At 70.4% G+C, this 16,944-nt stretch carries 18 protein-coding genes; 16 read left to right on the top strand and 2 right to left on the bottom strand.

What is annotated here, in order from left to right:
* Nucleotides 1-129 precede the first annotated feature (129 nt).
* The 7 genes from LPH33_RS17550 to LPH33_RS17520 all read left to right on the top strand — a co-directional run bounded on the left by LPH33_RS17550 (nt 130) and on the right by LPH33_RS17520 (nt 5,055).
* Nucleotides 130-483: a WXG100 family type VII secretion target gene (locus LPH33_RS17550; protein ID WP_229565273.1), complete on the top strand. Its 354-nt coding sequence runs from the start codon at nt 130-132 to the stop codon at nt 481-483.
* A gap of 60 nt (nt 484-543) precedes the next feature.
* The gene (locus tag LPH33_RS17545) at nt 544-834 is read left to right on the top strand and encodes a WXG100 family type VII secretion target (protein ID WP_016690931.1); all 291 of its coding nucleotides are present in this window, start codon (nt 544-546) and stop codon (nt 832-834) included.
* A gap of 289 nt (nt 835-1,123) precedes the next feature.
* A complete protein-coding gene (gene rplM / locus LPH33_RS17540; protein WP_006550055.1) occupies nt 1,124-1,567 on the top strand; it encodes a 50S ribosomal protein L13 in 444 nt (147 codons plus the stop codon).
* Nucleotides 1,564-2,067: a 30S ribosomal protein S9 gene (gene rpsI, locus LPH33_RS17535; protein ID WP_006550056.1), complete on the top strand. Its 504-nt coding sequence runs from the start codon at nt 1,564-1,566 to the stop codon at nt 2,065-2,067. Before rplM ends, rpsI begins: the two co-directional genes overlap by 4 nt.
* A 152-nt stretch (nt 2,068-2,219) precedes the next feature.
* Entirely contained in the window at nt 2,220-3,560 is a 1,341-nt protein-coding gene (glmM, locus tag LPH33_RS17530; protein ID WP_160874400.1) for a phosphoglucosamine mutase, read from the top strand.
* A gap of 119 nt (nt 3,561-3,679) precedes the next feature.
* Nucleotides 3,680-4,069: a hypothetical protein gene (locus LPH33_RS17525; protein WP_088897620.1), complete on the top strand. Its 390-nt coding sequence runs from the start codon at nt 3,680-3,682 to the stop codon at nt 4,067-4,069.
* Nucleotides 4,066-5,055 carry a hypothetical protein gene (locus LPH33_RS17520; RefSeq protein WP_088897621.1) on the top strand — a complete coding sequence of 330 codons (990 nt, stop codon included), beginning with the start codon at nt 4,066-4,068 and terminating at the stop codon, nt 5,053-5,055. The genes LPH33_RS17525 and LPH33_RS17520 overlap by 4 nt, the downstream gene beginning before the upstream one ends.
* 24 nt (nt 5,056-5,079) lie before the next feature.
* On the opposite strand, the gene LPH33_RS17515 is transcribed toward LPH33_RS17520, so the two are convergent.
* Nucleotides 5,080-5,928, bottom strand: a complete 849-nt coding sequence (locus LPH33_RS17515) for a hypothetical protein (RefSeq protein ID WP_016690935.1) — start codon at nt 5,926-5,928, stop codon at nt 5,080-5,082.
* 128 nt (nt 5,929-6,056) lie between these two features.
* Between LPH33_RS17515 and glmS the strand changes: the two genes are divergently transcribed.
* The 8 genes from glmS (at nt 6,057) to tsaD (ending at nt 14,525) form a co-directional block, all read left to right on the top strand.
* On the top strand, nt 6,057-7,922 hold the full coding sequence (gene glmS, locus LPH33_RS17510; protein ID WP_229565270.1) for a glutamine--fructose-6-phosphate transaminase (isomerizing): 1,866 nt from the start codon (nt 6,057-6,059) through the stop codon (nt 7,920-7,922).
* Nucleotides 7,923-7,950: 28 nt separating this feature from the next.
* Nucleotides 7,951-9,402, top strand: coding sequence for an NAD(P)H-hydrate dehydratase (locus LPH33_RS17505; RefSeq protein ID WP_088897624.1), 1,452 nt, complete (start codon nt 7,951-7,953; stop codon nt 9,400-9,402).
* Nucleotides 9,403-9,460: 58 nt separating this feature from the next.
* Nucleotides 9,461-10,633 (top strand): alanine racemase, encoded by a 1,173-nt coding sequence (alr, locus tag LPH33_RS17500; protein WP_229565269.1) that lies wholly within the window; start codon nt 9,461-9,463, stop codon nt 10,631-10,633.
* Nucleotides 10,634-10,637: 4 nt separating this feature from the next.
* Nucleotides 10,638-11,696, top strand: a complete 1,059-nt coding sequence (locus tag LPH33_RS17495; protein WP_016690938.1) for an alpha/beta fold hydrolase — start codon at nt 10,638-10,640, stop codon at nt 11,694-11,696.
* 22 nt (nt 11,697-11,718) lie between these two features.
* The gene (tsaE, locus tag LPH33_RS17490) at nt 11,719-12,177 is read left to right on the top strand and encodes a tRNA (adenosine(37)-N6)-threonylcarbamoyltransferase complex ATPase subunit type 1 TsaE (RefSeq protein ID WP_088897626.1); all 459 of its coding nucleotides are present in this window, start codon (nt 11,719-11,721) and stop codon (nt 12,175-12,177) included.
* A gap of 79 nt (nt 12,178-12,256) precedes the next feature.
* Nucleotides 12,257-12,925, top strand: coding sequence for a tRNA (adenosine(37)-N6)-threonylcarbamoyltransferase complex dimerization subunit type 1 TsaB (tsaB, locus tag LPH33_RS17485; protein WP_106199146.1), 669 nt, complete (start codon nt 12,257-12,259; stop codon nt 12,923-12,925).
* Nucleotides 12,922-13,452 (top strand): ribosomal protein S18-alanine N-acetyltransferase, encoded by a 531-nt coding sequence (gene rimI / locus LPH33_RS17480; RefSeq protein WP_229565267.1) that lies wholly within the window; start codon nt 12,922-12,924, stop codon nt 13,450-13,452. The genes tsaB and rimI overlap by 4 nt, the downstream gene beginning before the upstream one ends.
* A 44-nt stretch (nt 13,453-13,496) precedes the next feature.
* Nucleotides 13,497-14,525 (top strand): tRNA (adenosine(37)-N6)-threonylcarbamoyltransferase complex transferase subunit TsaD, encoded by a 1,029-nt coding sequence (gene tsaD, locus LPH33_RS17475; protein ID WP_088897727.1) that lies wholly within the window; start codon nt 13,497-13,499, stop codon nt 14,523-14,525.
* A gap of 39 nt (nt 14,526-14,564) precedes the next feature.
* Here the strand turns inward: tsaD and LPH33_RS17470 are convergent, their stop codons facing one another.
* Entirely contained in the window at nt 14,565-16,319 is a 1,755-nt protein-coding gene (locus tag LPH33_RS17470; protein WP_229565265.1) for an Hsp70 family protein, read from the bottom strand.
* A 311-nt stretch (nt 16,320-16,630) separates the two neighbouring features.
* On the opposite strand from LPH33_RS17470, the gene groES reads away from it, so the two are divergent.
* A complete protein-coding gene (gene groES, locus LPH33_RS17465; RefSeq protein ID WP_006550071.1) occupies nt 16,631-16,933 on the top strand; it encodes a co-chaperone GroES in 303 nt (100 codons plus the stop codon).
* The last annotated feature ends 11 nt before the right edge of the window (nt 16,934-16,944 follow it).

Raw genomic sequence — 16,944 nt, 5'->3', positions numbered from 1 at the left:
GAAAGAAGGTCCACGAATTTCGGAAGGGGTGGAACCGATACCGGATCGGGTGCGTCCAACCACATGTAGGAGCCAGGACCGGCTCGACGCCGAGCCGGACGACCCACGCACAAGCGAAGGAGTACGCCGTTGACCCAACCGACCGGCAATTCGAATCACCTCACCACCGATGTGGCGACCATGGAGGTCGTCGCGGGACAACTCCAGGACTCCCGCGCCGAACTCGACGCGATCCTCGGTCGACTGACGGGCGTGGTGCAGTCCGCGCCGTCGGTCTGGCGGAGCCGCTCGGCGGAACAGTTCGCCGGAATCATGGAGCGCTGGAACGTCAACCACACCAAGCTGTCGAACGCCCTGGACGAACTGGCCGAGGCCGTGCGCACCAGCGGACGGTCGTACGCCGCGGCCGAGGACCAGCAGGCACAGTCCCTGTCGGCGATCGACCCCGACGGCGGTTCGGTGCTCAACGGCTCGTTCACCTGATCCCGGTTCCTCCGGCACACAGCCCCTCCGGCACACATTCGAGAACAAGGAGAACGATCCGTGTCCGAGATCTATCAGAACTTCGCCGGCGTCGCCGACCTGCACGCCCAGCTCGTGTCCGGTCAGAAGGCGATCGAGGCGACGCTCGACCGCATCGAGGGGCAGGTCGCGCCCCTCATCGCCACCTGGGACAGCGGGGCGCAGGAGCGGTACGCCGCCACGCAGGCCCGCTGGAACGAGGCCGAGGCCGGTCTCATCCAGGTGCTGCACGACATCGGTCGGGTGGTCTCGACCGGTAACGACAACATGCAGGAGGTCGAGCGACTGAACCAGCAGCGTTTCCCGGGCTGATCCGGGTCCGCCGGATCCGGACCGATCCGGCGCTGTCACGTCCCGGTGGTGGAGAGGCCGCCGGGACGTGCTGCTGCTTCCGGAGCGTTGCGGCCGGGGGTGTGCCGGGTCGGGGCTGCTGCGGCGCTTTGACCGGCCCCGCGTCCGCCCGGTAGAGTGTCCCCTCGGCGTGTCGCACGTCGTCGTGCCCTGTGGCGCGACGAAAACCTCTCCCGGGTCCCAACTGGCCGCCGGGCGTGGCAACCGTCGGCATGCAGGCCAGCAGCGAAACGATAGACGAGGAAGATCTGTGTCTACGTACACACCGAAGGCCGGCGACGTGACCCATCAGTGGCACGTCATCGACGCCACCGACGTGGTGCTCGGCCGCCTCGCGGTGCAGGCGGCAAACCTGCTCCGCGGCAAGCACAAGCCCACATTCGCGCCGCACGTCGACGGTGGTGACTTCGTCGTCATCATCAACGCCGACAAGGTTGCCGTCTCCGGCAACAAGCGGACCGACAAGTTCCTCTACAGCCACTCCGGTCACCCGGGCGGTCTGCGGGCTCGTTCCGTCGGCGAGGTTCTCGAGAAGAACCCCGACCGCCTCGTGGAGAAGGCCGTCACCGGCATGCTCCCGAAGAACAAGCTCGGTCGCGCCATCGCGAAGAAGCTGAAGGTCTACGCGGGCCCGAACCACCCCCACGCCGCGCAGCAGCCGGTGCCGTTCGAGATCAAGCAGGTGGCACAGTGACGACGCCCGAGGAACAGAACGTGAACCCCGAAGAGTACGTCGAGAACGTCGAGGTCGCTGCAGACGAGTACGTCGAGGACGTCGTCGAGGCACCTGCTGCCCCGATCGTGTTCGACCGTCCGGTCCAGACCGTCGGTCGCCGTAAGGAGGCCGTCGTCCGCGTCCGCCTCGTGCCCGGCACCGGCAACTTCACCCTCAACGGCCGCACCATCGAGGACTACTTCCCGAACAAGGTGCACCAGCAGCTCGTGAAGTCGCCCCTGGTGACGGTCGAGCGCACCGAGTCGTTCGACATCCACGCACGCCTGCACGGCGGCGGCCCGTCCGGCCAGGCCGGCGCGCTGCGTCTCGCCATCGCGCGTGCACTCACCGAGGTCACTCCCGAGGATCGCCCCGCGCTCAAGCGTGCCGGCTTCCTCACGCGTGACCCGCGTGCCGTCGAGCGCAAGAAGTACGGCCTGAAGAAGGCCCGTAAGGCATCGCAGTACTCCAAGCGCTGATGTGCCGCCGACGCTGATTTCGTCAGAGTCGGCACCTGTTCCACCACGAGAGCAGGCGTCGGTAGACATCTCCTACCGGCGCCTGCTTTCGTGCATTCTGACCTCTATCGACATCCGCGGCGGGGGCCGCACACGACTGGGAGGCTGTGTACATGGGTCGGTTGTTCGGCACCGACGGAGTCCGGGGCTTGGCCAACGCCGAGCTCACATTGGAGCTGGCAGTACGTCTGGCAGGCGCTGCAGCAGCGGTCCTGGCCCCTCAGGGTGCCGACCGGCGACCGGTCGCGGTCGTGGGTCGAGATCCACGCGCGAGCGGCGAGATGCTCGAGGCGGCCGTCACGGCCGGACTCACCGCAGCCGGAGTCGACGTGGTCTCGGTGGGCGTGCTGCCCACGCCCGCGGTCGCGTACCTCACGGGTGACTACGGCGCCGACCTCGGCGTGATGATCTCCGCGTCGCACAATCCCATGCCCGACAACGGCATCAAGATCTTCGCGGCCGGCGGGCACAAACTCGACGACGAGGTCGAGGACCGGATCGAAGCGGTGCTGCACGGCGACGCCGAGAGCGCTGCACGCCCCACCGGCTCGGCCATCGGCCGGGTACGCGTCGTGTCCGACGCCCTCGACCGTTACCTCGCGCATCTCGCGACGGCCGTGCACAAGCCGCTCACCGGTACGACCGTGGTGGTCGACTGCGCGCACGGCGCCGCCTCACAGGCCGGCCCGGCCGCCTACGCGGCCGCAGGTGCGACGGTCATCGCGATCAACGCCGAACCCGACGGACTGAACATCAACGACGGCTGCGGATCCACGCACCTGTCCGTGCTGCAGCAGGCCGTGCTCGAGCACGGCGCCGACCTCGGTCTCGCGCACGACGGCGACGCCGACCGCTGCCTCGCCGTCGACGCGACCGGCACGGTGGTCGACGGCGACGCGATCATGGCGATCCTCGCCCTCGGCATGCACGAAGCCGGCGAACTTCCCGACGACACGCTCGTCGCCACGGTGATGAGCAATCTCGGTCTGCATCTCGCGATGCGCGCGGCGGGAATCCAGGTGCGCACCGTCGGTGTGGGCGACCGCTACGTGCTCGAGGAGCTCCGCCGCGGTGGCTACGGCCTCGGCGGTGAGCAGTCCGGTCACATCGTCCTGCCCGCGCACGGCACGACCGGCGACGGCGTGCTCACGGGTCTGCGCCTGATGGAGCGGATCGCCACTACGGGCCTGCCGCTCGCGAAGCTCGCCTCGGTGATGACGTCGCTCCCGCAGGTTCTCGTGAACGTGCGGGTCCACGACAAGGTCGCCGTCGCGAACGATCCTGCGGTGGCGGCTGCGGTCGCGGAGGCCGAGCGCGAACTCGGCGAGACCGGCCGGGTGCTGCTGCGTCCGTCGGGTACCGAACAGCTCGTGCGCGTCATGGTCGAAGCCGCCGACGACGATCACGCCCGGGCAGTCGCCGACCGTCTCGCGGGAGTCGTCGCCGCCGTCTGATCTGCGCGGTCACCGGCTCCTCGTAGCCGCATTCCACGGGTAGTCCCGCTGCGGTGGAACCGGATCGCCCTGCGCTGCGTCCTAACTCTTCGAGAGGGTTCGGTGGGCGAAGGGCGGACATGGACACACAGCAGCAGAGCGCGGCGACACAGCACGGCACGATCAGGTTCGACGGCGAGGCGGTGCGCGCCGTCGCGGCACGACTCGCGGAGGTCGCCGAGGACGCCGACGACGAGATCCGTCGCGGCTTCGGCGGTCTCGTCTTCGACGGCTCCGGTGCCGGATCGACGCACCGGGCGGCCGGCGTCCGCGTCGAGACCGGCTGTCGCAGGATGCGTGCTGCATGCGAGACCTGGGCGGCGACCGTGCAGGCGCATGCCGATGCGCTGCGCGCCGCGGCGGACACCTACCGCCACCAGGACGACGCGACCGGCATCGCCGTCACCGCTGTGACCGGCGCCGAACTCGACAGCGTCGGGTTCGGCGACGCAGGGACCCGGCAGCCGTGAGGACCCCTCCCGAGAGCGCAGGCGACATCCTCGATGCAGGAGCGCCCGGCCTGGCCCGTCTGACCGACCTCGTGCAGTCCCTGCATGCTCTCGGGCTCGAGTCCGGCTGTTGCGTCGCGGACGTCCGGGCACGTTACGACGAGGAACGAACCCTCGCGTTGCCCGCCCTCGCCGACGACGCCGCCACGACGCGCTCGCTGGCGACCTCCCTCGGTCGTCGGACCGACGAACAGCGTCGTCTCCTGCTGCAACTCGACGAGTCGTGGGACGGATCCGCCGCCGACCGGGCTCGCGCGGAGCTGACGGCCACCGTCCGTGCCGGAGTGGCGCTGTGTTCGTCGCTCACCGATCTCGCGGTCGCTCTGGAGTCGGCCGCCACCGCGATCGCCGCGGCCTTGCGTGAGAAGGCCCGCGTCGTCGGGGATCTCGCGGAAGGCACCGTCGACGGTCGCACGAGGGACGAGATCGACACGATCGTCGCCGGAGCGAGCGGGAGCCCGCACGGACCGAGCCCGGAGGAGCATGCCCGCTGGTTCGGCGACCCGCCCGGTTGCGACGTGGGCGACCCGCCCGGTGGCGACGTGGCCGACCCTGCCGCCGACTGTCGGAGATGGGTCGAGGAACGTCTGGTCCCGGCGGTCCGGGACGCCGTCGACGTGGTGCTCGGGGCGTGTGAGGAGGCCGGCCGCCGGATCGCCGGCAGTGTCACCGACCTGGCGACGACCACCGAACGCGTCGCCGAGGGTGCCGGGGCGGCCGGGGGCGCGTCCGGTACCGGGACGGTGGCTCCCGTCGTCGACGACGGGTCGATGCAGCACGGACCGAGCGACCCGCCGAATCAAGGTGCACTGCTGACGGTTCCCGGGATCCGCCCGGGCGAACGCAGACGCGAACATGCCTCCGGACCGCTCGAGGACGACCGTCGGCAGAACGAGAACGACGAGGGTGATACGGGAGTCGTGCTCGCGGAAGCCGGGCCGCTGTGACGCGAACGACGGAACGGAGGTCCGTCAGCGCCCGAGGAGCAGGTTGACCTGCGTGCCGAGATCACGATCGACGACGTCGGGGTCGGAGATCACCGTGGAGCCGGGCAGCTCCGTGGTGAGGTCGGAGAAGATCGCGTACGTCTTGTCGCCCGTGAGACGGTGCAGCAGGAAGCCGGTGAGCAGCGCACGAGTGCGTTCCTGGGTGCGACGCTCCGCACCACCGACGCCGAGAGCGCCGAGCAGGCGGCGCCCCTCGACGAGTCCTTCGTCGTTCGCCTTGTCGACGACCCGCAACTGCACGTCGTCGCTGCCCCAGCCCCGGGCGACCGCGACGGCATCGCTGGTCATCGACCCGATGCTCTTCTCACCGACGAGGACGAGGCCCGGTGCCCGCACGCGGCCCGCGGCGTCGGAGGCGGCAGGGGAGACGGGCGAGGGGTAGAGCGCGGCGACGGCCGCCACCTCACGCCTCGCTGCGGCGAGCACCGCCGCTCCGGCGCCCGAGCCGTGGCCCACCAGCGCGAGCTTCGACGGATGGACACTGATCCGCCCGGTGCCGAGACGCACGCCGGTGCAGATGTCGAGGGTGGTGAGCAGGTCGGTCGACAAGCCGATCGCCGACGGCACCGGTCCGCGCTCGGTGTTGGGGGCGCCCACCACGATTCCCCAGGACGCGAGGTGCTCGAAGAGCTTCGTGTACTTCGTGACCCCGGTGAGCCAGCCGTGCCCGAACGCGATCGCGGGCAGGTCGAAGCCTTCCGCGGGGGTGTACACGACACCCGGCTGACCGGCGAGCGCCAGGTCGCCGCGCAGCACCGAGTGCGGGCCGCGCCGGGAGAGTTCCTGAGCCAGTTTCTTGGGGTTCGCCGCCACGGCCTGAACGTTAGCGGATGGCGCTGCCCGCCGGGGTCGGTGCGTACCGGACGGCGTGCCCCGATGCAGGTGTACGGGCTCACCGGTGTGTTGTTCCCGGACGGGGGTCGACCAGTACCCTGCTAGGCATGTGCGGAATCGTGGGCTATGTCGGGCACCGTCGTGCTCTCGACGTCGTGGTGGAAGCGCTGCGGCGGATGGAGTACCGGGGTTACGACTCGGCGGGAATCGCCATCCTCGACGGCAAGGGTGGTCTGGCCGTCGAGCGGAAGGCGGGGCGGCTGGTCAATCTGGAGGCCGAGCTCGCCGAGATCGGCGAGGAGCACTTCGCCGGTACCGCGGGGATGGGGCATACCCGGTGGGCCACCCACGGTCGTCCCACCGACCGCAATGCGCACCCGCATCGCGACGCGACCGGCAAGGTCGCAGTGGTGCACAACGGCATCATCGAGAACTTCGCGCCGCTGCGTGAGGAGCTCGAGAAGTCGGGCGTGGAGCTGGCCAGCGACACCGACACCGAGGTCGCGGTGCACCTGGTAGCCCGCGCCTACGCCGAGGGCCCGACGGCGGGCAACTTCGTCGACAGCGCCCGCAGTGTGCTGCGCCGGCTGCAGGGTGCGTTCACGCTGGTCTTCGCGCACGCCGATCATCCGGGCACGATCGTCGCCGCGCGCCGGTCGACGCCGCTGGTCGTCGGGGTCGGCGACGGCGAGATGTTCATCGCCTCGGACGTCGCGGCGTTCATCGAGTTCACCCGCCAGGCGGTCGAGCTCGGTCAGGACCAGGTCGTGGTGATCACGAACAACTCCTACGAGGTCACCGACTTCGACGGCAACACCGACGTGGCGACGCGTCCGTTCACCATCGACTGGGATCTCGCCGCCGCCGAGAAGGGCGGCCACGACTACTTCATGCTCAAGGAGATCGAGGAGCAGCCGGCCGCGGTCGCCGACACCCTGCGCGGTCACTTCGTCGACGGGTGCATCGTGCTCGACGAGCAGCGCCTGTCCGATCAGGAACTGCGCGACATCGACAAGGTCTTCGTCGTCGCCTGCGGTAGTTCGTACCACTCGGGCCTGGTCGCCAAGTACGCGATCGAGCACTGGACCCGCCTGCCCGTCGAGGTCGAACTGGCCTCGGAGTTCCGCTACCGCGATCCGGTGCTCGATCGGTCCACGCTGGTCGTGGCGATCTCGCAGTCCGGGGAGACCGCCGACACCCTCGAAGCGGTCCGGCACGCCAAGGATCAGAAGGCGCGGGTGCTGGCGGTGTGCAACACCAACGGCGCGCAGATCCCGCGGGAGGCCGACGCGGTGCTCTACACCCGCACCGGCCCGGAGATCGGTGTGGCGTCGACGAAGGCGTTCCTGGCGCAGATGGCCGCGAACTACCTCGTGGGTCTGGCGCTGGCGCAGGCGCGCGGCACGAAGTATCCCGACGAGGTGGCCCGCGAGTACCAGGACCTGGCGGCGATGCCGGAGAAGATCGCCGAGTTGCTGACCGGCATGGAGCCGGTGCGGGCGCTGGCGCGTGAGCTGTCGGCCTCGCCGGCCGTGCTGTTCCTGGGCCGGCACGTGGGCTACCCGGTCGCGCTCGAAGGGGCGCTCAAGCTCAAGGAACTGGCGTACATGCACGCCGAGGGCTTCGCCGCCGGTGAGCTCAAGCACGGCCCGATCGCGCTGATCGAGGACGGGCTGCCCGTCATCGTCGTGATGCCGTCGCCGAAGGGCCGCGCCGTGCTGCACAGCAAGCTGCTCAGCAACATCCGGGAGATCCAGGCCCGCGGAGCCGTCACCGTCGTCATCGCCGAGGAGGGCGACGAGACGGTCCGGCCGTTCGCCGATCACCTCGTCGAGATCCCGTCGTCGGCGTCGCTGCTGCAGCCGCTGTTGTCGACGGTGCCGTTGCAGGTCTTCGCCGCGGAGGTCGCGCAGGCCCGCGGTTACGACGTCGACAAGCCCCGCAACCTCGCGAAGTCGGTCACCGTCGAATAGCGGCCCACCCGCCGGTGCAGGAGGGACGATGCGCAGTTTTCACCCGTCCGACGTGGTCCGTGCGGCGGAGGCGCCGCTGCTGGAGTCTCTCCCCGAGGGGGCGCTCATGCGGCGCGCGTCCTACGGACTCGCGCGGGTCGTGGCTTCCGAACTGCGCGAACGCACCGGTGGGATCGCCGGTCGGCGGGTGAGTCTGCTCGTCGGGTCCGGCGACAACGGCGGCGATGCGCTGTGGGCGGGAGCCTTCCTGCGTCGCCGTGGCGTGTCCGTCACCGCGCTGCTGTTCGCCCCCGATCGGGCGCACCCGGCGGGTCTGCGGGCACTGCGGAAGGCCGGCGGACGGATCCTTTCGGCGACTCCCGAGCACGTCGGCGACCCGGACCTCGTGCTCGACGGCATCGTCGGCATCTCCGGACGCGGCCCGCTGCGACCGGCAGCGGCCGCGGTCGTGGACGAGATCACCGCGCCGATCATCGCCGTCGACATCCCGAGCGGTGTCGATCCCGATACCGGTGCCGTCGACGGACCTGCGATCACGGCCGCGGTGACCGTCACCTTCGGCGCCTACAAACCGGTCCATGCGCTCGCCGCCGCGCGCTGCGGCCGTGTCGAACTCGTCGACATCGGACTCACACTCCCGGAGGCCGGGCTGGTCGCGGCGGAACCGTCCGAGATCGGTGCGATCTGGCCGGTGCCCGGCGCCGAGGACGACAAGTACTCCCAGGGTGTGGTGGGTATCCGTGCCGGCAGCGCCCGGTATCCGGGGGCGGGTGTGCTGTGCACGGGAGCGGCGGTCGCCGCGACCTCCGGCATGGTGCGCTACGCCGGGTCGGGTGCCTCCGAGGTGCTCGCGCGGTTCCCCGAGGTCGTCGTGTCGCCCTCGGTGGCCGAGACCGGGCGGGTGCAGGCCTGGGCCGTGGGGCCGGGTGCCGGTACCGACGACGAGGCCTGCGCGAACCTGCGCGACATCCTCGCCACCGACCTGCCGGTGCTCGTCGACGCCGACGGGCTCACGCTCCTCGCCCGGGAACCCGGTCTCGTGCGGGGCCGGTCCGCGCCCACCCTGCTCACCCCGCACGCCGGCGAGTTCGCACGCCTGACCGGGAACCGCCCCGAACCGGACCGGGTCGCGGCGGTACGTTCCCTCGCCGCCGACTGGGGTGTGCACGTGCTGCTCAAGGGGCGCGCGACTCTCGTGGCACGGCCCGACGGGCACGTCTTCGTCAACGATGCGGGCGGGTCGTGGGCGTCGACCGCGGGTGCCGGGGACGTGCTGGCCGGTGTCATCGGGTCGCTGCTTTCGTCGGGCATGCCGGTGGACCTGGCCGCGGCGGCCGGTGCACGGGCCCACGCGCTCGCCGCGAACCTGGCCGCGCAGGACCCGGAGTCCCCCGGAGCGGCGCCGATCTCGGCGAGCGCGATCCTCTCGCGACTCGGCGACTCGATTCGTCTGCTGCGCACCCACATTGCCGAATCGTGACGTGGCACACGGGGACACGACGTCGGCGTCCGACGGCACAGTGGCAGGATCGACAGATGTGACCACGACCCAACGCACCCCGCGACCTGCACGTACCGTCCTTCCCCAAGCCGAAGCCGTCATCGATCTCGATGCCGTGGCGGAAAACGTACGAGCGCTCCGGGAGTACGCGGGTCCGGCTGCGGTCATGGCCGTCGTCAAGGCCGACGCCTACAACCACGGGGCCGTGCCGGTCGCGCGTGCAGCGCTCGCCGCAGGCGCCCGCGAACTGGGTGTGACGACGCTCGGCGAGGCCCTCGCACTCCGTGCCGCGGGTATCGAGGCTCCGATCCTGTCGTGGCTGCACACCGCCGACTCCGATTTCGCTCCCGCCGTCGAGGCCGGGGTCGAACTGGGCCTGTCCTCGCCGCGGCACCTCGCGGCCGTCGTCGAGGCGGCCCGTCGGGTCGGGGTCACCGCGACCGTCACGGTCAAGGTCGACACCGGTCTCAACCGCAACGGTGTCGCCGTCGACGAGTGGGACGACATGCTGCGCGACCTGGGCCGGGCACAGGCCGAGGGTGCCGTGCGCGTGCGCGGAGCCTTCTCGCACCTCGCCCACGGCGACGAACCCGAGCATCCGGGTAACGCCGAGCAGCGCGATCGGCTGAGCGAGGCCGTCGCGGATCTGCGGCGGCACCAGCTGGCTCCCGAAGTGGTGCACCTGTCGAACTCCGCCGCCACCGTCACCCGTCCCGACCTGCGATTCGACATGGTTCGGCCCGGAATTGCGATGTACGGATTGACACCGATCCCGGAACTCGGAGATCTGGGCTTCCGGCCGGTGATGACCGTGCGGGCGAGGGTGGTGCTGGTGAAGAAGGTGAAGGCGGGGGACGGCGTGTCCTACGGGCACACCTGGACCGCTCCCGCGGATACGACGGTGGCGCTGCTGCCCATGGGATACGCGGACGGGATCCGCCGCAATCTCAGCGGGCGCATCGAGGTGCAGCTCGGTGGGCGCCGGTGCCCGCAGATCGGGCGCGTGTGCATGGATCAGGTCGTTGTCGACCTCGGCCCCGACGGTGCAGGAGTAAGCGAGGGCGACGAGGCGTTGTTCTTCGGTGACGGGCGTCACGGAGAGCCGAACGCCCAGGACTGGGCCGACAAGCTGGACACGATCAACTACGAGATCGTGACCGGCATCGGCGGACGGACCGTCCGGACCTATGTCGGAGCGAAGGGAGCGTGACGTCATGTCCCTCGTGAACAGGATGGGACTCCTCGGTGCGAGCCTCGCGACGCTCGCATCGTCGGCGGGACTGTACGCGGTCAGGACCGCGGGCGCGCCCGCCCCCGAGATCTATCAGAACGAGGACTTCGACGAGATCCTCCGGCTCCCGCGCCGCATCGTGGCCACCGAGGACGGTGTTCCGCTCGTGGTCCGCGAGAGCGGCTCGTCCCTGGCTCCGCTCACCGTCGTGTTCGTCCACGGCTACTGCCTGCGCATGCAGGCCTGGCACATGCAGTACCGGCACCTGCGCGAACAGTGGGGACGCGACGTGCGCGCCGTCTTCTACGACCAGCGTGGCCACGGCGAATCCGGTTTCTCCGGCGCCGCGACGTGCACCATCGCGCAGCTCGGCCGCGACCTGGGCCGGGTGATCGACGAGGTCGCGCCCACCGGTCCGGTGGTGGTCGTGGGCCACTCGATGGGCGGCATGACCGCGATCGCCCTCGCTTCCCAGCGACCCGACCTGTTCGGCGAACGCATCGTGGGGGTCGGTCTCCTCGCGACCACCGCAGCAGGTCTGAGCAAGACCGGTATCGGACGCAATCTCGAGAACCCGGTGATCGACGCGTTCCGGTACGCGGCGCGTACCGCACCGGGATTCGTGCAGTTCGCGCGCGGCGCGGCCCGTGCCGTCGTGACCCCGATCCTGCGCGCGGCGTCCTACGGTACGGTCGTGAGCCCTCGCCTGGTGAAGTTGTCCGACCGAATGCTCGACGAGACGTCGGTGCTCACCATCGTCAACTTCCTCCGCACCCTCGAACTGCACGACGAGTCCGCGGCGCTTCCGGTCCTGGGCACCGTGCCCGTGTTGGTGTTGTCCGGCGACGCCGACATGGTCATCCCGTACGCGAGTTCCGAGGCGCTGGCGGAGGAACTGCCCGACGTCGAACTCAAGCGGGTACGCGGTGCCGGGCACCTCGTGCAGCTGGAGTTCCCCGAGGTGGTCGACCGTGCCCTCGATCGCCTGATCCAGCGGAGTTTCACGCAGGGAGTGAACGGAAGGCAGATCGCAATTGGGTGAGTCGCAATCGAGTGGGCCACAGGTGGGGGAGCAGACCATCGAACTGCCGACCGTGGAGGACACCGAGGCGTTCGGGCGGCGGCTTGCAGCCGAGTTGCGGGCCGGCGACCTCGTCGTGCTCGACGGACCGCTCGGCGCGGGTAAGACGGCGTTGACCCGTGGGATAGCCGCCGGCCTCGGGGTGGAGGGACGCGTGACCTCCCCGACCTTCGTCATCGCCCGCGAACACCGTCCCGGTAGTCCGGAGGGACGCGAACCGGTCGGGCTCGTCCATGTCGATGCCTACCGTCTCGGCGACGGCCCGGACGCCCTCGACGAACTCGACGCGCTCGACCTCGACACCGACCTGACCGACACCGTCGTGGTGGTCGAATGGGGCGGTGGCCTGGTCGAACAGCTCGCCGAACGGCATCTGAGGGTCCGGCTCCGGCGCGACCCGGGCACCGACGTCCGCCGTGCCTCGTGGGAGTGGATCGGCTGACCCAGCGGAAGCCCACATGCCGGTGGCTTCCGTCACTGCGCACCGACCGGGCAGGTCGTGCGGGGTAGGCTGGTACATCGTGCTCGTGCTCGCCGTCGATACCGCCACCCCCGCCGTGACCTCGGGAGTCGTCCGTCTCGACCGCGGTCGGGACGATCCCCGGCCCGAGACGGTCGCCGCGCGCGTGCTCGACAATCCGCGAGCGCACGCCGAAGTCCTCACCCCGCAGATCCTCGAATGTCTCGCCGAGGCCGGCGCCGCACCCACCGATCTCGACGCGATCGTCGTCGGCATCGGACCAGGCCCGTTCACGGGTCTCCGCGTCGGCATGGCCACCGCTGCGGCCTTCGGTGATGCTCTCGGCATCCCCGTGCACGGTGTGTGCAGCCTCGACGCGATCGCCGCGGACGTCCACCGGGAACACGGTACGGACGCCGATCTGCTCGTCGTCACCGATGCCCGTCGGCGCGAGGTCTACTGGGCACGCTATTCCGGCGGCCGCCGCGTCGAAGGACCCGAGGTGCGCAAGCCCGCCGACGTGCCCGCCGAGCCGTCGGTGCGGGTGGCCGGCTCGCCGACGCACGTCGCGCTGTTCGACCTTCCGGCGGTGGACGTGCAGACGCCGTCCCCGGCGGGCCTGGTGACCGTTGCCGCCGACGCCCTGTGCGCGGACGCCGAACCGGAGCCGCTCGTGCCCCTGTACCTGCGTCGTCCCGACGCGGTGGAGACCGCGAACCGCCGAGCATGAACGCCACACCCGAGGAGAATCCGGCCGCGGAGAATCCGGCCGCCGAGAACGCGGTCGTCATCGACGCACTGCGCCCCGAGGACGCACCCCGCTGCGCCGAACTGGAACAGATCCTGTTCCCCGGCGACGACCCGTGGAGCGCCGACGCCTTCCGTTCGGAGCTGGCCTCGCCCCACAACCGCTACTTCGCCGCGCGCGACCCCCAGGGCCGGCTGATCGGTTACGCGGGACTCGCGCGACTCGGTACGGCCATCGAACCCGAATCCGAGGTGCACACCATCGGCGTGGACCTCGCGGCGCGCCGCCGGGGGATCGGCGGAGTCCTGTTGGGGGAGCTACTGGCCGTCGCCGACCGCTGGGGCGGGCCGGTCTTCCTCGAGGTACGCACCGACAACGACGCGGCGATCGCCCTGTACCGGCGCGAGGGCTTCGAGATCGTCGGAACCAGGAAGCGTTACTACCAGCCGAGCGGCGCGGACGCGTACACGATGCGTCGTCCGGACCCGCGAGAGGAGTCACCGGCGTGAGCACCACCAGCCCCCGATTCGAGCTGCCCGAGCGCCCCGTCGTGATGGGCATCGAGAGCTCGTGCGACGAGACCGGTGTCGGCATCGTCCGCTGGGTGGGTGACGGCACCCTCGAGCTGATGGCCGACGCCGTCGCGTCGAGCGTGGACGAGCATGCCCGCTTCGGCGGTGTGGTGCCGGAGATCGCATCCCGCGCCCACCTCGAGGCCATGGTGCCGACGATGCGGCGCGCCCTCGACGAGGCCGGGATCGAGAAGCCGGACGCGGTGTGCGTGACCATCGGGCCGGGCCTCGCGGGAGCACTTCTCGTCGGTGTCGCCGCCGCCAAGGCCTACGCGGCAGCGTGGAACGTGCCGTTCTTCGCGATCAACCACCTCGCGGGCCACGTCGCGGTCGACACCCTCGAGCACGGACCGATGCCGCCCTGCGTGGCGCTGCTCGTCTCCGGTGGCCACACACATCTGCTGCACGTCGAACATCTCGGCAAGCCCATCGTCGAACTCGGCACCACCGTCGACGACGCCGCGGGTGAGGCCTTCGACAAGGTCGCGCGGCTTCTGGGACTCGGTTATCCGGGCGGTCCCGAGGTCGACAGGCTGGCCCGGGAGGGCGACCCCACCGCGGTCGTCTTCCCGCGGGGTATGACCGGTCCGCGCGACGCGCGTCACGACTTCTCGTTCTCCGGTCTCAAGACCGCGGTGGCCCGCTTCGTCGAGGCGAAGGAACGTGCGGGCGAACCGGTGCCGGTCGCCGATGTCGCTGCGGGTTTCCAGGAGGCGGTGGCGGACGTGCTCACCATGAAGGCCGTGCGGGCCGCCCAGGATCTCGGTGTCGACACGCTCGTCCTCGGTGGCGGAGCGACCGCCAACAGCCGGCTCCGCGAACTCGCCGAGGAACGGTGCGCTGCCGCAGGTATCACCCTGCGTGTGCCGCGACCGAAGCTGTGCACCGACAACGGCGTCATGATCGCGTCGCTGGGCGCGCATCTCATCGCCGCGGGGGCGCAGCCGTCCTCGCTGGGCGCTGCGACGGATCCGGGCCTGTCGGTGTCGGTGTCGCAGATCGTGGCCTGACCGTTCCCGACCGACTGCCACCCGAGGAGGGCGCGCTGCCTAGGTGGGAGCGATCTCCGAGGTCCCGGAGCCGGTGGTGGTCTCTCCGGTGGTCGTGTCGTCGCCCGTCGTGGTCTGTCCGGTGGACGGCACGGTCGTGCTCTCCTCCGTGACGGACGCGATCGTCGAGGACACGTCGGTCGGATATGCACCGGTGGACGATGCGGACGGCGACTCGGTCGGCGATGTGGTCGACGGGGGTGTCGGGCTCACACCGGTGCTCGGTTCGGTCGTCTCCGGATCGGTGGGCGCAGGGCTCGTCGTCTCCGGCGGTGTCGTCGGCTCGGTGGTGTCGGGAGCGGTGGTGTCCGGTGCCGTGGTGTCCGGAGCGGTGGTGTCCGGTGCCGTGGTGTCCGGAGAGGTCGTGTCCGGAGCCGTGGAGTCCGGATCGGGCCTCGGTGCGGTCTCGGAATCCGGCGATGTGAGCGGTCGGTCCGTCTCGGACTCTTCCTCCGCTGTCGACCCGGGAGTCGGCACCTGATCGATCGGGGTGGGCGTCACCGTGGTGCTCGTCGACTCGGGCGCGGTGGGCCACGGATCCTGGGTCGACGGAACGGTGTGCTCGACGGTCGGCAACGGCCAGGGAACCGTCGTCGGCGCGGGTGCGTCCTGGGTGCTCCGGGACGTCACGGGTTCGGGCGGCGGGTCGTGGGACGGGACGGCCGACTCGCCGGGACCGGCCTCCTGCGTGGGGACGTCGCCGCTCGTGAAACGCGGCGAGACCTGGGCGTCGCTGCTCTCGCGTTCGGTGAAGTGCTGGGTGGCGAAGCCGGCCATGATCGCACTGAGCACCAGGAGCCCGGCGACCGCACCGGAGACACGACCCGAGGATCGGTTGCCGGTGCGCGACAGGGCACCGACCACGGTGTATCCGACCGAGGACGGGGAATCGGCCGACAGTGCCGCACCGATCGCGGCAGCCGCTCCCGGCTCGGGGACGGTGACGATCTCGCCGTCGAACTCCGCCGAGATCGCCGCGGCGAGGACGGGGGACGCGGCCGCACCTCCGATGAGGGCCATGGTCTCGGGAACCGGATCGGTGTTCGAGCAGATGCGCCGGGTGAACGCCGCCGCTTCGTCGGCCAGATCGGTCGTCAGTTCGTCCAGTTGCGCGCGGGTGAGGGTGACCGTCGCGTCGGGACCGGCCTCGGCGATGTCGATGCGGGTCGTCGGCGCCGAGGAGAGGGCCTCCTGGGCACCCTGGCACCGGGCCGCCAGCAGGCCGGGGTCGATCTGCCGCCGGGTGCGCATCCGCTCGGTGGCGTTGCGGACATGATCGAGTACACGTGCGGTCAGGGCATCACCGCCGACGGTCTCGGTGCGTGCGGACCGCAGCAGGGTGCCGGTTTCGCGGTCGAGGACGGAGACGGTCGTGCCGGTGGCTCCGATGTCCACGAGCGCGATCGCGCCGGGTTCGCGACGGACTCCCACGGTGTAGAGGTATTCGAGGGCGGCGGTGGTCTCCGGAACGAGACGGACCATGTGGCCCGTCCGCTCGGCGGCCGTGCGGATCTCGTTCGCCTGCTCCTCGGTGCGGTATGCGACCGTGATGATGTCGGGGCCGTCGGCTCCGCGGGCGGTTCCGCGAGGAGACGTGAGCGAGACGGCGTCGAAGACGAGATCTCCGAGATCGCGCCCGGGCTGGGACTCGGAGGCGAGTCTGCGGAATTCCGTTGTGGGCGCGTGTGCAGCATCGACGCGCAGGGCCGAGCCGACGCCGGAGGCGCCGACGGAGATGCCGAGCGACGTGGGCATTGTTCACCTTCCGTGCGTGATCGACGACCAGGCGTCCAGGGCCTACCTCGGCTGAGGTCACCGAACGATCACGCTCATGGGTTTCCGTTATTCAACCGTAACATGACGCCGGGTTCGATGCAGGTCGGCGTGTTTGCACCCGTTGCCCTTGAGCGCTGGCACTCGCGTGTATAGAGTGCTAGTGACACCGAGCGCCGGCCCGGCACCCGCGACGACGGGACGCGTGCGGAGTCACCGTGATGACTGAACACACCCGTGTTCGAGAACACCGGTTCTCGGACCCCATTACCCCTGAAAGTGGAGGGCTCATCGTGGCGAGCGTGAACATCAAGCCGCTCGAGGACAAGATCCTCGTCCAGGCCAACGAGGCCGAGACGACGACTGCCTCCGGCCTGGTCATCCCGGACACGGCGAAGGAGAAGCCCCAGGAGGGCACCGTCGTCGCCGTCGGCCCCGGCCGCTGGGACGAAGATGGCGACAAGCGCATCCCGCTCGACGTCAAGGAAGGCGACGTCGTCATCTACAGCAAGTACGGCGGAACCGAGATCAAGTACGCCGGCGAGGAGTACCTGATCCTGTCTGCGCGCGACGTCCTGGCTGTCGTCGCCAAGTAGGCCGCTTGCAT

It is taken from the genome of Rhodococcus sp. RDE2 (assembly GCF_020885655.1).
GTDB lineage: Bacteria > Actinomycetota > Actinomycetes > Mycobacteriales > Mycobacteriaceae > Rhodococcus > Rhodococcus pyridinivorans.
This window is presented reverse-complemented; position numbering and strand designations above follow the sequence as displayed.